This window comes from Photorhabdus hindustanensis (genome assembly GCF_002968995.1).
GTDB lineage: Bacteria > Pseudomonadota > Gammaproteobacteria > Enterobacterales > Enterobacteriaceae > Photorhabdus > Photorhabdus akhurstii.
Genome location: NZ_PUWT01000055.1, coordinates 1 through 16,143 on the forward strand (window position 1 = coordinate 1; position 16,143 = coordinate 16,143).

At 37.9% G+C, this 16,143-nt stretch carries 13 protein-coding genes and 3 pseudogenes; 8 read left to right on the forward strand and 8 right to left on the reverse strand.

Translation table 11 applies throughout. From position 1 onward, the window contains the following. From C6H66_RS18830 to C6H66_RS18845, 4 genes are all read right to left on the reverse strand, one after another. On the reverse strand, nt 1-139 hold a 139-nt coding region (locus C6H66_RS18830), incomplete at its 3' end, for a transposase family protein (protein WP_146111071.1). Between the two features lie 64 nt (nt 140-203). Continuing rightward, complete coding sequence (locus tag C6H66_RS18835; RefSeq protein ID WP_105396382.1) at nt 204-1,442, reverse strand: hemagglutinin repeat-containing protein; 1,239 nt, start codon at nt 1,440-1,442, stop codon at nt 204-206. A 280-nt stretch (nt 1,443-1,722) separates the two neighbouring features. After that, nucleotides 1,723-3,474, reverse strand: coding sequence for a filamentous hemagglutinin N-terminal domain-containing protein (locus C6H66_RS18840; protein ID WP_105396383.1), 1,752 nt, complete (start codon nt 3,472-3,474; stop codon nt 1,723-1,725). A gap of 64 nt (nt 3,475-3,538) precedes the next feature. Continuing rightward, nucleotides 3,539-5,284 (reverse strand): ShlB/FhaC/HecB family hemolysin secretion/activation protein, encoded by a 1,746-nt coding sequence (locus tag C6H66_RS18845; RefSeq protein ID WP_248000733.1) that lies wholly within the window; start codon nt 5,282-5,284, stop codon nt 3,539-3,541. Between the two features lie 159 nt (nt 5,285-5,443). On the opposite strand from C6H66_RS18845, the gene C6H66_RS18850 reads away from it, so the two are divergent. After that, on the forward strand, nt 5,444-6,061 hold the full coding sequence (locus tag C6H66_RS18850; RefSeq protein WP_181150243.1) for an IS66 family transposase: 618 nt from the start codon (nt 5,444-5,446) through the stop codon (nt 6,059-6,061). A 353-nt stretch (nt 6,062-6,414) separates the two neighbouring features. On the opposite strand, the pseudogene C6H66_RS18855 reads toward C6H66_RS18850, so the two are convergent. Then, a pseudogene (locus C6H66_RS18855) lies at nt 6,415-7,035 on the reverse strand (GDP-mannose 4,6-dehydratase); the annotation flags it as partial. 410 nt (nt 7,036-7,445) lie between these two features. Continuing rightward, a pseudogene (locus C6H66_RS18860) lies at nt 7,446-7,574 on the reverse strand (transposase domain-containing protein); the annotation flags it as partial. On the opposite strand from C6H66_RS18860, the pseudogene C6H66_RS18865 reads away from it, so the two are divergent. Continuing rightward, a pseudogene (locus C6H66_RS18865) lies at nt 7,566-8,153 on the forward strand (aldehyde dehydrogenase family protein); the annotation flags it as partial. The pseudogenes C6H66_RS18860 and C6H66_RS18865 overlap by 9 nt on opposite strands. Nucleotides 8,154-8,291: 138 nt before the next feature. Here the strand turns inward: C6H66_RS18865 and C6H66_RS18870 are convergent. Beyond that, nucleotides 8,292-9,389: a Fic family protein gene (locus tag C6H66_RS18870; protein ID WP_105396385.1), complete on the reverse strand. Its 1,098-nt coding sequence runs from the start codon at nt 9,387-9,389 to the stop codon at nt 8,292-8,294. Nucleotides 9,390-9,788: 399 nt separating this feature from the next. Here C6H66_RS18870 and C6H66_RS18875 point away from each other — a divergent pair, with 399 nt between their 5' ends. The 4 genes from C6H66_RS18875 (at nt 9,789) to C6H66_RS18890 (ending at nt 12,696) form a co-directional block, all read left to right on the forward strand. After that, on the forward strand, nt 9,789-10,562 hold the full coding sequence (locus C6H66_RS18875; RefSeq protein WP_105396386.1) for a type IV toxin-antitoxin system AbiEi family antitoxin: 774 nt from the start codon (nt 9,789-9,791) through the stop codon (nt 10,560-10,562). A 9-nt stretch (nt 10,563-10,571) separates the two neighbouring features. Next, the gene (locus C6H66_RS18880; RefSeq protein ID WP_248000734.1) at nt 10,572-11,216 is read left to right on the forward strand and encodes a nucleotidyl transferase AbiEii/AbiGii toxin family protein; all 645 of its coding nucleotides are present in this window, start codon (nt 10,572-10,574) and stop codon (nt 11,214-11,216) included. Between the two features lie 917 nt (nt 11,217-12,133). Beyond that, nucleotides 12,134-12,397: a type II toxin-antitoxin system ParD family antitoxin gene (locus tag C6H66_RS18885; protein WP_040148927.1), complete on the forward strand. Its 264-nt coding sequence runs from the start codon at nt 12,134-12,136 to the stop codon at nt 12,395-12,397. Further along, complete coding sequence (locus C6H66_RS18890) at nt 12,394-12,696, forward strand: type II toxin-antitoxin system RelE/ParE family toxin (RefSeq protein ID WP_105396387.1); 303 nt, start codon at nt 12,394-12,396, stop codon at nt 12,694-12,696. Before C6H66_RS18885 ends, C6H66_RS18890 begins: the two co-directional genes overlap by 4 nt. A gap of 158 nt (nt 12,697-12,854) precedes the next feature. On the opposite strand, the gene C6H66_RS18895 is transcribed toward C6H66_RS18890, so the two are convergent. Continuing rightward, the gene (locus tag C6H66_RS18895; RefSeq protein WP_105396388.1) at nt 12,855-13,514 is read right to left on the reverse strand and encodes a response regulator transcription factor; all 660 of its coding nucleotides are present in this window, start codon (nt 13,512-13,514) and stop codon (nt 12,855-12,857) included. Between the two features lie 449 nt (nt 13,515-13,963). Here C6H66_RS18895 and C6H66_RS18900 point away from each other — a divergent pair, with 449 nt between their 5' ends. Both C6H66_RS18900 and C6H66_RS18905 read left to right on the forward strand, forming a co-directional pair. After that, entirely contained in the window at nt 13,964-15,457 is a 1,494-nt protein-coding gene (locus C6H66_RS18900; protein WP_105396389.1) for an APC family permease, read from the forward strand. Beyond that, nucleotides 15,432-16,028, forward strand: coding sequence for a DUF3156 family protein (locus C6H66_RS18905; protein WP_046397573.1), 597 nt, complete (start codon nt 15,432-15,434; stop codon nt 16,026-16,028). Before C6H66_RS18900 ends, C6H66_RS18905 begins: the two co-directional genes overlap by 26 nt. Nucleotides 16,029-16,143: the final 115 nt, after the last annotated feature.

The following is a 16,143-nucleotide window of genomic DNA, read 5'->3' on the forward strand; positions in this document are numbered from 1 at the left end:
TATCACTCCAGCCTTCTGCGCCCGCAATCACGGCACACAGTGACGAAAACAGGATGTCAAATAAAGGATAGGTGACTTTCGCACTCTGGCGAGGGTCTTGGATTGCCGAAAAATGAAGGGTAAAGTTCTCAAGGCACATGATATAGGTTTTCACTCTCAAAAGAGAGTATAAGATCACAGTGCTTTATTTGAAGCAACCTATTTTATTTTTGGCTAAAAAACATTCGTGATCTTGCCCTGCGGCTACTACTTTTCGTTGTGTAATGGCTGATATCTTCTTGAGCTTGAGCATATAAATATCCGCCTTTAGCAGCTATGTTCATAGCTCCCTTAGCCATTAGTTTAGTAGCTTGAAATAAAATATTACCTTCGGTTAAAATAGATAAATTCTTACTGCTATTTAATTCAACAGTTCTTGGTGTTATTTTACTAAGATCACTAATTGTTTCATAAAAACCACCACTTTCACTTATATGAAAATTCTTAGTGTGTGCATTAGCCGCTTCAAAACCTATACTCCCACCAGCAGATAGATTCATATCCCCACCAGTAGATAATTTAGAAGCAACCATAGAAATAACATTATTAGCTAATAATGTTAAATTTCCACTTGTATGAATATTAGAAATTGAAATATTTTCGGTAGTTTCGAATTTATTAGTAGCATTTGAACCGGTTCTATTTTCATAATCAGATGCTGCTAATTTAATATTATTTCCTGATCGAATTAGTAAATTATTTTTAGTATTGATCTGAACAGTATTTCCGAAAATATTTCCTCCGCTAGATATTATACCGTTTTTTGTAAATATTCTTGTTCCAAAATCTTCTGCTGCAAATCCAGTTGGGCTATATTCGACATCTGATGGACGTCCTTCATGATTTATAAGTCTAGTATTGTAAGTATAACTATTTCCTATCTTATTTTTAGGAATTAAACTAATATCCTTAATAGAGTTTAAGAAAATATCTCCATCGGTTGATAAAGTTAACCCTTTTAATGTAATATTTCCCCCGGAAGCAATATTAATAGAGTCAGTAGACTTCATAGATCTTTCTGGAGAAAGGAAATATTTGATTTTACCATTGATCGAAAAATGGTTGCATTCTTCAGTGCAAGTTGAATTTAATATATTATCTGATATGCTAATGTCATTATTCGCAGTTAAATTTATATGTTTATTTTTAGAAAAAATGACATCTTTTAATTTTAAATTATACCCGCTGTTAATATTAAGGTTATCTGAAGAACTTAATTCAGCTGATTGACCATAAGGAGAATAATAAGAATCTCCCCACATTGAACTATCAATTTCATAGTCCACTGACTTGTCAGTAGTGTTTGGAGAATTTATAAAGGTGATATCACCTTTATAAGAGTTCAAATTAATATTCTTTCCTATTAACTTACTTGATAGACCTCTAATATTATTAACTGCCATTATAGAAATATCTTTTAATGCATAAATACTAGTATCTAAAATGTTAATATTATTTTCTGAAATAATAGTGGTATCTTCAATCGATTTTATTTTATCTTTAACATTGATATTTCCCTTACTAGTTAATACTATATTTTTAGCTGATAATACTGCTGGAAATTCTTGGTTAAATGTTTTATGATAATTATCAACTGTATTTTTATTTAAATATATTTTATCGGAAAAATCAGCAACAATATTTCCTTTTGCATGTATACCTGAACTTTCTTTACCAATATTTCTAACTATTTCTAACTATTTCTAAATAATTACTATGATCGTCTGCTTCCTCTATTAAAATAATATCATTATTATTCCAGTTATACCAATCTATAGTTTTATGATTTCTCTGATCATGAGAATCAATGCCTTTAGTATAATATATATAGGTTGATGCAGGTATTGTAGCTGATGTCGATGTGGAATAAAATGGAGGATTTGTTCTTAATGCATTAAGACCACTATTGTCAGTCGCTATAGAATTAAGATATCTGACAGTTTTAAGTTCTTTACCAGTTAGAAATATATCTTTTTCTGCAGATATATTACTACTATCATTAATTAAATTATCGCTATTAATGTAGATATTATTTCCAGACGCGATATCTGAAGGTTTTAAATCTATCAGTACCCTACCCGATTCTATTGGTCGCTCTTCCCAATGATCAAAAATTGAGTTAAATGCATTAGAACCAGCAAACATACAAGTACTGATATCATAAGGATTTGTTTTACAGTAATCTACTTTTCGCTGTTCTTCTTCCTCTAATTGCTTTTTCCTATCTAACTCTTTCTGTGTTAATTTTCTCTTAGTAAAATAATAATTAGGTATATTATTTAACTGCTTAGTTCTAACAACTAAGTCTCCATTATTAGTTTTTATAGTTCCTGATTTATTTTCAACAAGATTACTTTTATCTCCTTGATCATTTTTTTGAATCCACATATTATTGTTAGCTTGCAAAATAGCTTTGGTACCAATATTGCTAATCTTATTTCCATATATTCTCATATCCTGACCAGTAATTATACCACCGGCATTAGTTATTTTATCTCCTGTTAAAAGAATATCTCGTTGAGCTTGAACTTGATTATTAGGTTTAATATTAATTTCTTGAGCTGTTACATTTAAATCAGTTTTAGCTTTAACACTAGCAAGTGCTATTTTTCCATTAGAACTCAAAGTAATATCTTCTTGCGTACTTTCTAGATTTGCTAAATTAACACCTACACCGTTTTCTGTTGACACTAAGTGAATTTTATTAGCATACATACCTCCAAGAGCTTTAGTGTCAATAGATACTTGGGGTGCTTGTCCTTCTCCTGCTATGTTACTAGTTATAGTACCCTCTTTGTAATTAATTCTATTAGTACCTTGTGTTATGTTGAGGTTATTAGCCTGAATCTTTCCATTTAATTCAAGAGCTCTACTGATAATATCAATAGAGTCTGTTCCTTGAGCATTTAATCCATTATTTCCTATTATGATTTGACCTTTTGTTAAACTTAAGAATTCTAGTGCCCCTTTTTCATCGAATTTTGGTTTACCCGTAGTTAACATAGCTGAAGCTGTGTTAATAAAACCACAACCATCACAGGTAATACCATTTGGGTTAGCTATTAAAACACTCGCTTTATCGCCAGCTATTTCTAATTGTCCTGAAAGGTTAGATCGATTACCACCAGTTACTTCATTAATAATAAGTTTTGCAGACTTATCCCTTAAATTAGGATTTTTACCTATCTGACCAGCTAATTGAGAAACTATATCTTTTGTTGAGTTGTTTAATACTCTGCCTTCAGCATATATATCAAAATTATCATAGGTGTTATGAGATATACCAGAAGCATTTGGAGCAACTATATTAGTAATAGGGGTTGCAATTGCCGAATGTACTGGATATATAGCTGTTAGATAAATAAGAGAATAGGTTATGCCTTTTGTTATAGGACTAAGTGTGAATGGTTTATCTGAATTATCAAACCTGTTCATTTCAATTTTCCTTGCATAAATTTAATCTTGTTTTTTTAATTAAACAATATAAAACATAAATTACTTAGAAATTAAAAGAAGTTGACCAATAAACAACAAAATTATCTGGTTTAAGATGTTCTGGATAGTTTAACGGTTTTCCTACAATCAATGAATGATCACCGACTGTATTATTTAAAGATACGCCTAAAGATATTCCAGTTAAATTACCTCCTTCTGAAATTCTATTTTTTTGGTTCTTAATCCAACCAGTATCTAGTGAGCTTTTCAAAGAAATATCACCTAATACTGGTAATTTAGTTACTTGCCAGTTAATCTCATTACGCCAGTATCCTCCTATATTTCCAGCAATATTCTTCTCTTTGAAACCTCTAATGGAATACTGTCCTCCTAGTGAAATTCTTTCTATAGAATAAAGATTACTTGGACTATACTGACCATATGCAGATGTTAAATAATAAACGTTATTAGTTAAAAATTTATAATAACTAGTACCAACATTAAATTTATAAAATTGACTTTTAGGTTCGTTTTTTAAATTTGAATTATCTTTTGTAGCATCTAGAATAGATAAACCTTTTGTTATTGAAGGACTAAAGCTAAAATATCCACTCGTTACTAATGAGCTATAGTTAAAACCTACATTTAGAGTACTCAAAGTTGGGCTACTAACTGAAAATTTGAAATCTGCTATACTATTTTCTGTTTTACGTTGAGTAAAACTCGTATTTAAAGATACTTTTTGCTTTCCATCACGATATAGAGTTCTATTTACTTTTAGAGTATGAGTTTCTCCCGTACCTTCATAAGGAAAAGTAGAATAACCTAAATTAATATTCTGAAACGATTTATTTTTCGAATATTGATAACTAAATAACCAATATCCATACGGTATATTTAATTCAGAATTTACATGCCAATTCTTATGATTATTACTAAAATCAGTATCTTTATTAATAGATGTTGTCCATAAATCAGCTAAATGTAAAAGATTATCTAACTTTAAAGTAGTATTAAATTGATTTTCTCCTGTATTTTTCTGACCACTATTATCAAGCTCTATTTCAAGCTCTGCATCTATATTCAGTTTATTCTTGGAGATTTTTTTCAGGATAACATCTGAATATTCTGGTTTTTCAGAAGGTTTAATATCAATTGTAACCTTTTGAGAAGATAAACGATTTAATTGCTCTAAACCTTGCTCAATATCTCGAAGGTTTAAAGATTTTCCTATCATATTAGGAAAAGCTAATTTTAGAGTATTTGGGTAACCTTCACCTTCTATTGTTATTGAATTTATTTTTCCTTTAAGAATATCAATAACTAAAATGCCTTGAGATAAATCTTGTGGTTTTATCAATGCTCTAGAGGTAATATACCCTTTTTCTATGTAATAATTAGATATCTTCTTAGTTAACAAGTTAATATCTTTAATTGATAGGCATTTAGGCATGTAAGATTTTACTAAGGAAATTTTTTCTGATTTAGATAGGTAGAAAGAATCTTTAAACTGAATATTATTAACAAAGTGACAAGATGGATCAATATTATGATTAGATTCAGATGGAAATTCATCATTATGAATAATATCTATATTATTTCCTAAATTTTCTTGTTTTTGTATTTCTTGTAATATATCCTTTTGTTTTTGATTAATAATATTTTGTTCTAAGGGACTAATATTCCCAGATATTGCCAAGGTTTTCTGAGAAAAGATCAAAGTTGAATATAATAATATTTTGATAATTTTTCCAGTGTGCATTTTATAATCTTTTAGCCAATTTAAGTTAAATAATAATATAGCCGACATTTCGGTAACAATTCACCAGCTTCAGGTTTTCGAACTGCCTAAAATTGCGCTGGTTATCACGGAATATCAGCTGTTCCACGGCCAGTGCCAGCGTCGTCATCACTGTACACTGGCAGCGCTTCCAACCGATGCCCCTTCAGGGCAATGGAGGCACGTTTGATGAGCCACATTGCTGTCTTATCGGGGCAGTATCATCTGAGCATCAGTAAGATACATCGCTTACTCCGGGAGAGTTATAGCTCATACTTCTCAACGGAGCCTATCTCCGAAGCACAAGGGAGGGTCAGTACGATGCTGAGGCCATTACATCAGGTATTGGGGGATCACGTAAAACAATCCGCAGTTATCCATATTGATGAAATACTCCACCAACGTAACGGAGAAGCGGCGACCTGTTGGGTTTGGTTGCTTAATGGAAGTAATACGGTTTATCAGAAAATCCGCGCCTACTGTAATGCAGAAACCGCTAAGTCCCTGCCGGGAGAAGCAAGTCTGTGTGTTATCATCACCGCTCAGTGTGCTATCTATGACTGGTTGGAGCCTTCCTTGCATCAGTTCTGCTGGGCCTATGTCACCCGCAATCTGCAACAGATGGCTGATTACAGTGGCGACGGATTCCACTGGTACAGCCGGATGGCAAGGCTGAGGAAAAGTTTGGTGGTGTGGCTGAAAAAAGTGAATAGGGACCGACATCACGATATTCAGGCAGGTGTACCTATCTTCTCAAACACGAAACCGGCTTATGGGTATTTCTTAATCATCACGATGTACCGTTGACCAACAAATGAGGCTGAGCGTTGTTTATGTGGCAGTGTGATCATGCGGAAAATTTGCTTTGGAATGAGTTCTCATCGTGGAGAGCGATACTGCTCCCAGCTGCTGTTGGTTGTGGAAACTTGTAGGAAACGGAGATTATCTGCCCTGCATGTTATTATTGATATCGTCACGGCTGTGACACAAAAACAATCGTACCCGGATGTATTTAATCTGACTTCTGGCTAGTCAATAGATGATTGGTAAATGGTTACTAGAGATGTCCGAAATAACTATGCTTCTACAGTGTTTGAAGAAAGTGATTATACCAAATTATCATGCTACTCAAATTTCCTGCACAAAACGTCAACATCTCCTAATTGTTCTGGAAAATGATAAGGTTCATAATTGTTAGAACGATTAGTGATTATCGTTGGTAATCTATAAGTCCTATGCCATGCTCTAATCTACATGGTCGCTGGATGCTTTTGATGCCGAATATAGGCTACTTGGAGCATAAGTGTTTTTTCGGTAAATAAAGGAAGGGGATAATTCTTTGGGAATTGATCTGGGTGAGTTAAATCACCATATACTTCATCAGTCGAAATATGGTGAAAAATAAAGCCGCTTTTTTTATCTTCTACAAGTTGTCGCCAATAATTTTTAGCGGCTTCTAGCAGAGTATACGTACTAATAATATTGGTTTGAATGAAATCACTTTGGCTATTGATTGAGCGATCTATATGGCTTTCAGCAGCTAAATGCATAATCGCATCAGGTTGATACTTTGCTAAGATACTATCAATCGTATCATGATGACAGATATCTGCGTTTTCAAAAGAGTAACGAGTGTGATTGCTAACCTCGATAAGTGATTCTAAGTTGCTTACGTAAGTGAATTTATCGACGTTAATGACGCTATCGCTAGTATTTTTGATAATGTGCTGAATTAATGTAAAGCCAGTGAAACCTGTTCCACCAGTAACTAATATTTTCATTTTTGATTTTTCAGTGAGTTCTTGGATTGATTTGATACTGAAATTTAGAAAGGAAGTTTTATCGAATATATTTAGGCAGTATTTAATTAAAGCTACCGCACTAGGTTGCGGCTCCCAGAGTGCCCATAATTAGTCATTATTTTTTCTATCTTTATGATTCATAATAAATTTATCATCATAACAAAAACCAAAACTCCACCAATTTCTGTTAAGAGGCGGCGAGATTAGACGCTCGACTCCTTAAGGTCAAGTAAATTAACCTTTTTCCAGCAATTCTCATTTTAAAATTTAGGGTGGATAATATACTGAATTGGGCTATGGAAGTGAAAATGATCAACATTTCATTCAAAAACCAGAAGTGAGAAGCTAGTGCTTTGATCCAGCGTAAGCGCTTATAAAGTAGTGAACTCTTATAACTCCTTAGTGGAGATCACAACATTCCACGGCATCAGATCATCAACATTTTCTTCAGGAGCACGTTTGGGTAATTCCGTAAAGATATGCCGGAAGTAATAATGCGGATTGATATCATTGGCACGACGGCGGAACGTTTTTATATTCCTGCAAGCCATATGGATGACGTGCTGAAATTGTTGTCAGAAAGACTCGCGGCAATGAAAATTGGCTCTCCTCTGGATGAATCAACAGAAATGGGGCCGTTGGCAAACAAAGCGCACTATAACAAGATCTTGTCCCTGTTTGAGCAAGCTCGTCAAGAAGGCAGTGAGATTGTTTATGGTGGTCATGCTCTGTCCGGGCCGGGTTTCTTTGTGGCGCCAACCGTGATTCGTGCTAACAGCCCGGAAGATTCATTGATGAAGGAAGAGACATTTGGTCCTGTTGGAACGTTCCTCAGCTATAACGATGAAGAAGAGCTGATTGGCTTGATGAACAGCACTCCATTTGGTTTGGCGGCGAGTTTGTGGACCAATGATCTCAGCAAAGCCATGCGCATGATCCCGCGTATTGAAGCGGGGACCGTTTGGGTCAATATGCATACATTCCTCGATCCGGCATTACCATTTGGCGGCACCAAATCCTCAGGTATAGGTCGTGAATTCGGTAGCGCCTTTATTGAGCACTATACTGAATTGAAATCTGTGATGGTTCGCTATTGATTTGATATTTGGATCAAAATAAGGAAGGCCCCTTGATTGAAAGGGGCCATTGTCAAACCTAAGGTCATCACTGGCATTTTATCCAGGAGAGGGCTTCTCAGGGCAGCAGGTTGGTTGTGTACTACTCACCACTATAATTCAATACTCGTGATTAATAAGGTAACGAGTGCTACGACCACCCGCGCCAGTACTTTCTAAGCAGCCTAGCTCAACCAAATGTGCCAGGTGTCTGGTTGCAGTCGCACGACTTACCTTCGCCACTTTTTGATATTGGCTGCTACTAATGCCTTGCTCAAAATTACCGTCCAGCATACGGTTTAGCACCTTCGTTTGCTCTGCGGTAAGTTGAGTCTGGTCTATCCGGCGCCAAAATTTAGCTTTTTGCACAACCTGATTAATTTCTTTCAACTTATTTGTTAAGGTCTCATTCAATATTTTCAGAAACCAAACCAACCAATCAGTAATATCCAAGCCGCCACGTTGAGTACTTTCAAGGATTTCATAATACGCTTTGCGATGATGACAAATACTTACCGACATTGCATAGAAACGAATTGAACGGTTTTCGGCTTGAGCAAGTGCAAGGTCTGTTAAAAATCGAGTAATGCGCCCGTTTCCGTCTTCTAAAGGATGGATTGTTACAAACCATAAATGGACAATTGCTGCCCTAATAATGGGATCGAGACAAGTATCTGTTCGGGATTGATTGAACCACGTTATAAATTGGGGTATTTCGTCGACCATTTTTTCTGGTGGTGGCGCCTCAAGGTGAACAGTTGGCTTATCCAAACGACCAGATACCACTTCTATCATCCCTTCGCGTAGTTTGCCTCCTTGTATTGGATTGAACATGGTATAGCCTTCGGGGAATATCAACTGATGCCACTTGAGTATACGTTCAAGGGTTAAATCGGAGTGGCTATTTTCTATCACATCAAGAGCAACCTCTGTAATGCCGTCACTCTTCTCTATGATTGGATAAGGTTTTTCTTCCGTAATACCTAATCTGTTTGCCAATGATGAACGTATCGAAGCTGCATTCAGTCTTTCCCCTTCAATTTCACTTGAATAGAGTATGCTAGATAGAAGGCTATCAAGCGTTGCCTGCTTGGTGTCTTCATAATCAGATTTGCCTAATAGCAATCCTTGGTTGAAGTGCGCATCTCGCAGTAATAGTGCAATAGTATCGGCATTCCAATGGAATTTCGGCCAGTTCGGTTGTTCCCATATCCACATTTGCGTCACCCATGAGTCAAATAACTGCTCTATTCTACTCACAAAATGAGGCGAATAGTGATTTTATTTGACTCATTCTGGGTTTTTCGCCTGGTATCTTTGCCAACATTGGGTGAGTTTTTACCAATCATAATCACTTGTGATTGAGTGGTGAGAGAAAGTCACTGTACAGTTTTGATACTTGGTGATTAGTTTAGTAAAGCGAATGGTTATATTCATTGCTTACCAAATATAAAGAAAGCTTATCCCTTCAAAAGCAATGCAATGGTTTATAAAAATGAAAATACACGGCAATAACTGCCGTGAAAAATAGATATTATAAACCACAAAAAAATCTGCTAGTTTATGATCTATTGAATATCCGGCAATAACCGCCGCAAATTATGGATTTCATAAACTATGTTAAATTCTGAAGCACGTCAACGACTTAAAGAATTACTTCCTGTTGGTATGTTGGCTACCAAACAATGGCTCATTGCTCAAGGGCTTAAACTTCATTTTGTAGACAATACTGTGCGTAGTAAAACACTTATCCCTCTTGCTACTGGAGTGTTTAGTCAATTCAGTTGCCACCTAAACTGGCAAGGTGTTGTTGCTTCATTGCAGCGTATGTCTGAAACACCTATTCACCTCGGTGGGCTGACTGCTCTGGAGATAGCCGGGTTAGCTCACTACGTCACCCGCTCTCATATCCGAACAGTTCACTTGTATTCTAGTGAGCCGTTACCTCGCTGGCTGACCAGAGTACCTTTAGATGTGTATTTTAAAGGGCACCGGACCCAAGCGTTATGGCCGGAAAATCTGATAGCTGACTCAACTTGGCTTAGGCAGGAGCAATGGCGGGAGGGAATGCCTGCATTCCAATTCTCCTGCCCGGAAAGGTCTATCTTCGAAGTTTTGGTGGATGTACCCAAAGCTGTCAGCTTTGAACATGCCGAACAACTGATGCAGGGATTATACAATTTGTCACCGCGCAAACTTGATGCTTTGCTTCTGGCCTGTTCCAGTATTAAGGTAAAGCGGCTCTTTCTTTGGTTAGCAGAAAGGCATCAGCACGCTTGGTTTAAGAAGTTGGAGCCTCAAAAGTACAACCTAGGGTCTGGCAAACGCGTCATTGCTACCGAAGGGCGATTGGATAATACCTGGCTCATCACGGTGCCCAAGGATATGTAGGGAGAGACTATGGATCGTAACAGTATTTATTACCGACAAGTTCAGTTGTTACTACAACTGCTGCCTTTTGTTGCTGAACAGGAGTGTTTTGCTTTGAAAGGAGGTACGGCTATCAATTTGTTCGTTCGCAACTTGCCTCGGTTGTCGGTTGATATTGATCTAGTATTTTTACCAATGCTGCAACGTGCAGAAGCCTTAACGACGATCAAAACTGCTCTGAGTAAGATATCGGTTGCCATTCGAGCTGCTATGACAGACGCGGAAATTATCGAATCTTTCCGGGATAAAGACGATGCCTTGTGGTTGATTGTAGGAAGATCAGGCGTTCAAATAAAAATTGAGTTGTCACCGGTCTTGCGTGGTACTGTGTTTGAACCGAAGGTAATGACAGTCTGCGAGGTTGTGGAAGATGAGTTTGGCTACGCCGAAATCCAAATCGTTTCTCATGCTGATCTCTATGCCGGGAAAATCTGCGCTGCACTGGATAGGCAACATCCTAGAGATTTGTTCGATATGAAATGGTTGCTGGATAACGAGGGCCTTACTGATGATCTTCGCAAGGCTCTGATCGTCTATATGATGAGCCATAACCGTCCTATCACCGAATTGCTTAGGCCCATTTTCAAGGACATTGCTGGGACTAGAAAGTGTTGAGCAACTGCCTGCCATCCTCTGGAAACAGAGGAATTTGGCGAAGATGGGGACGGATAAACATACTAAAGCGTATCAAAATTTGCGTCATGTACTTGGCGTAGATTAGATTGTGGTAACACTATAGTTGAAGGTTACCTCAACGGCATGCAAAACCCATGTCTACTGGTGGAGCGGTGTTGTATCAAATTACGAAAACTGTTTTATCAGAAAAGGATTGCCCCTGAAGAGGGGCCGTTGGTTAATGCTAAATCGTTTTCGTGCCAAATATGAAAGCATTATGACTATATTGGTAAGGGAAATGCTTTTGGTAAGGCGAATAGTCGTATTCATTGTTTACCAAGTACAAAGAAAGCCCGTCCCTTCAAAAGCAATACAACGGCTTATAAAAATACACGGCAATAATTGCCGTAAATTACAGATTTTATAAACCGTGTTAAATACTGAATTATGTCAATGGTTCCATATTGGCGTCACCTGTGAATCAAATAAGGCTCTATTCTACTCACAAAATGAGGCGAATAGTGATTTTATTTGACTCATTCTGGGTTTTTCGCCTTGTATTTTGTTAGCGTGGAGTGAAATCACCAATATCGGGAAATAATTAAGTCTCTGTGTGCTTGTTCTTTAGCGATCAGAATAAGCGTCAAGCGTGAGAATTGCTTAATTAAAGATGACCGTTAATGGTTAATGACGATATAACTATTTAATTTGTTTTATACCCTATGGATTTCAAGATGCATCGCGACGGCAAGGGAGTGAATCCCCGGGAGCATAGCAAACTATGTGACCGAGGTGAACGAGTGCAGCCAAAAAATACTCCCACTAGTCCAATTGCCTGTCAAAATATTGCCGAAATGATGCCTCTAAATTATACTAATAGTTATTAATAGATATTAAAAACACTGGAGGAATAGACTATGCCAACAAGTGTAGCACTAAGCCCTTATTTTGAAGCATTTATCCGTAATCAGATTGATAGCGGTCGTTATAACAATACAAGCGAAGTCATTCGCGCCGGTCTTCGTGCGTTAGAAGAGCGAGAGCAGCAAGTAAAAGTTGAATCACTCAAAAGCGCTATAATGGCTGGCATCCAAAGCGGTGAAAGTAGAGATGCGGGAGATGTTTTTGACCGCCTCACGCAAAAATACAAGAACATGGCCGAAGGTAGTCAGGGTAAATGAAACTGAGTATTTCGCCTCTGGCAGAACACGACCTTGAAGAAATCGGCGATTGGATTGCACAAGATAATCCTGTAAGAGCGCTCAGCTTTACCAAAGAGTTATACCAGCAATGCTTGTTATTAGCGGAAGCTCCCGCAATTTATAGGGAAAGGCCTGAGCTCGGGAAAGGGTTCAGAAGCAGCGCTTATGGTCGCTATGTCGTTTTCTTTCAGATTATTGATACAGAAGTCCGTATAGAACGGATACTGCACGGTTCTCGGGATATAGTCGGTATTTTTAATCAGCCAGATGACTTGTAGATCGACAACGTATATACCCTATGGATTTCAAGATGCATCGCAACGGCAAGGGAGTGAATCCCCGGGAGCATAGCAAACTATGTGACCGGGGTGAACGAGTGCAGCCAACAAAGAGGCAACTTGAAAGATGACGGGTATAATTTATCAAATCCTACCAATCACAAATGCCGAGTAATAAACCCGTTAGAAACTAATTCAGTGCGGTTAGTCACTTTGGTTTTGGCAAAGATATTGCGCAGGTGGGTTTTGACGGTAGATAGGGAAATATTAAGTATCTGTGCAATACGTTTGTTACTTGATCCTTCTCTTATCAAATTAATAATTTCTTGCTCTTTAGCTGTCAAAGTAGTCGGGGTTTCAGGAAGTAAATCTCTGACAGCTAATTCGATTAATGGCAGAATAGCACTGAGACGATTAAAGTCTTTTGGTATAAATGGGGTATCTCGTAATAAAGAGACACCGGCAATAATTCTGTTGTGTTGACGGATAAATATTTCGGCGATGTCCTGTATATTATTTGGCTGCATAAATTCATGGTAATACTTATTATGTTTAGTCAGTGTTTTCTGATCCATGCCAACCATATTAATATTATTTTGTTGATAATTAGCCGGTTTTAATGGATCTAAATGTTGAAAATGAGCCAGATAATTTTGGTGAGTTTCGTCTGAAATACCGTACAGGATGTAGTTTTCGGGGCGTAATTCATTATTCACCAGATAGAATGCCGCGGCTGAGATGGGAACCAGATGGGAAATAGTATTTAAACAACTGTAGATTAAAGCATTTTCACGGCTATTCGGTAGTACAGTAGACAAGAAGGTTCTCCCTTTAGAATAATATCTAATTGGATAAATCAATACTGAAAATTAATCAAATACTAATTAAAATGCAAAATTAACACAAAACAAACATATTAATAACGTGATATGGATTGCAATAAATGAAATTTCTCAACGTGATGATCACCGGCTAAGAACAGGTGTTTTGGTATATATCCGAAATAATTTCTTAATGTATTAACTAAGCGATTTTGTTTTTATTAGTTGATATTTAAGTGATTATTTTTGCTTTTTTCTGTTTTCTGGTATTTTTCGTTACATCTTTTCAGTGATTAATCCCTCTTTAGGTATCGTTCTTTAGGACGATGGTCGGTATTCCTCTTCACTTTCTATAGTGTATTTATCCTCAATAAAGTTTACAAAAAATTCACAAATGAATCGCCGTGAGCATTATTTTTACGACTAGAAGTTAAGAGGGAAGATAAATGAATATGTCAACACGACTGACTTCGCATATTGAAAAGGGAGTGGTGGGGTTTCCTACCGCACTGGCAAGTTCTGTCGGGGTGATTATGGCAAGCCCGGTTATTCTGACTGTGACCAGTGGTTTTGGGATTGGTGGTGATACTTTCGTACTGGCAATGCTGATCAGTTTTATCATGATGCAGGCCCAAGTGACGACATTTGCCGAGGCGGCGGCTATTTTACCTACCTCCGGCTCTGTCTATGATTATATCTCTTGTGGTATGGGGCGATTCTGGGCGATTACCGGTGCGCTTTCGGCTTATTTAATTGTCCATATTTTTGCGGGTACAGCAGAAACGATCCTCTCCGGTATCATGGCATTAGTGAATTTTGACAGCCTAAATACGATGGTGGAAAGTCATAACGCTTCATGGATGGTAGGCGTTGGGTTAGTGATTATGTTCGGCTTACTTAATGCGTTGGGTATTGAAGCGTTTGGTAAAGTCGAAATTGTGCTGACATTCTGCATGTGGAGTACTTTGGTTATTTTCAGTATTTGCGGATTATTAATGCCGTTTGCTGTGCCGCTGGAGAGTTGGTTTGGTGAAGGGCTTAATCTGAGCGATCCCTTGGCGGTACTGAGCTTGGTAGGTATGGCGATGTTTATGTTTGTCGGCTGTGAGCTGGTGACGCCAATGGCGCCTGAAATTAAAAATTCTGCCAAAGTTCTTCCGCGAGCAATGATAACCGGCCTGTGTGGGGTGGCTTTCTGCATGGGGCTATATGGCGCGTCAATCAGCCATCAGGTAGAAAATGTGCTGGTGGATGTAGAAAATAACGTTCGCTTGCTAGAAACGCCAATGGCAATTCCTGCTTTTGCCGGTCAGGTGATAGGGGATTTTGGTAAATATTGGATTGGTATTGGGCTATTACTGGCGGGAGCGGCAACGATTAATACCCTGATGGCGGCGGTACCGCGTATTCTCTATGGTATGGCATTGGATGGCGCATTACCGCGTATTTTTGCTTATCTACATCCACGTTTTAAAACGCCAATCTTTGGGATTTTGGTTGCAGTAATGATCCCCTGTTTACATACCTTTATTATTCAAGGTGATTTGAACCGGATTATGCCTTTGGTATTAGCGGCTGTATGTGCCTGGTGTGTCGCTTATTTACTGGTGACATGTTCTGTGATATTGCTGCGTATCCGCAGACCTGATTTACATCGTGCCTATAAATCACCCTTTTTCCCATTACCTCAAATTGTCTCTAGTGTAGGAATTATTTTGGCGATCATTAACATCACGCCTCCGGGAATGAATCCTAGTGATGTGTATATTCCATTTGCCATCATATTGGGTCTGACCGCCAGCTATGCCCTGTTTTGGACGCTCTGTGTGCAACGAGTGAATCCGTTTAAGCCTGTCCCCGTTGAACAGGTACTTTCGCATACTTTCACTAAGGGTGAATTGCCGGAGGTGCAACTTGAGCCACTTCGTTCCCTTGATTGACAGTATTTGGCGGCGGTTGAATAAACCCCGCTATCCTACTGGTTATCAGGCAGGTATAACGCTAAACCGGTTGGAACAGAATTTATCGCCTTACTGTTGTGAGCGTTTATCAGCAGAAAGTTTGCAAGTGACGTTACCTGATGGATTGCAGATTGAAGTTTGTGAAAAGCCGAAAGCGTTGTTTCTGGCCTATATTGTCAGTTGTTGTTTTCGTTTGCAGGGGATCACTTCACTCAAGGAAAAAATCATTATTAGAGCCAAAGTAAAGGGAATATTTCGGCGAAAGAGTGTGATTTATTACTGTTGTCATGGTACGGAATATGGACAGCCGATTATTGATTTACTCAATCAGCATCCATTAATTGGTGAAACGTTGGCAGAGTTGGATTTCCGGGATCTGATATTGAATATTCATCAGGGGCGGTGGCAATTTGAGGTGGAACATTTTGCCGCTTCTGAGGTTGTCAGTCGATTACCGGCTAGTCGTCGTTATTTGCGTTTGACTGCTGAACAGCGCCATTTGTTGCTCAGTACTTTGCTGATGTTTAGTCAACTCATGGGAAAGATCTAATATTTTCGCCTGCCATATTGCAAACTCTACCAAAATAAAAGGGTTTGGAATTTTATTTCCAACTCTTTCGATCAAACCGAAAATGCGTCCCGGGCTCTTATTTACAGGGGGAGTT

Bases quoted from the DNA above. Each gene is read 5' to 3' on its own strand.
- C6H66_RS18870 (WP_105396385.1), bottom strand. From the start codon at position 9,389: ATGTGGATATGGGAACAACCGAACTGGCCGAAATTCCATTGGAATGCC.
- C6H66_RS18835 (WP_105396382.1), bottom strand. From the start codon at position 1,442: ATGGCAGTTAATAATATTAGAGGTCTATCAAGTAAGTTAATAGGAAAG.
- C6H66_RS18845 (WP_248000733.1), bottom strand. From the start codon at position 5,284: ATGTCGGCTATATTATTATTTAACTTAAATTGGCTAAAAGATTATAAA.
- C6H66_RS18900 (WP_105396389.1), top strand. From the start codon at position 13,964: ATGAATATGTCAACACGACTGACTTCGCATATTGAAAAGGGAGTGGTG.
- C6H66_RS18880 (WP_248000734.1), top strand. From the start codon at position 10,572: ATGGATCGTAACAGTATTTATTACCGACAAGTTCAGTTGTTACTACAA.
- C6H66_RS18885 (WP_040148927.1), top strand. From the start codon at position 12,134: ATGCCAACAAGTGTAGCACTAAGCCCTTATTTTGAAGCATTTATCCGT.
- C6H66_RS18850 (WP_181150243.1), top strand. From the start codon at position 5,444: ATGAGCCACATTGCTGTCTTATCGGGGCAGTATCATCTGAGCATCAGT.
- C6H66_RS18840 (WP_105396383.1), bottom strand. From the start codon at position 3,474: ATGAACAGGTTTGATAATTCAGATAAACCATTCACACTTAGTCCTATA.
- C6H66_RS18875 (WP_105396386.1), top strand. From the start codon at position 9,789: ATGTTAAATTCTGAAGCACGTCAACGACTTAAAGAATTACTTCCTGTT.
- C6H66_RS18890 (WP_105396387.1), top strand. From the start codon at position 12,394: ATGAAACTGAGTATTTCGCCTCTGGCAGAACACGACCTTGAAGAAATC.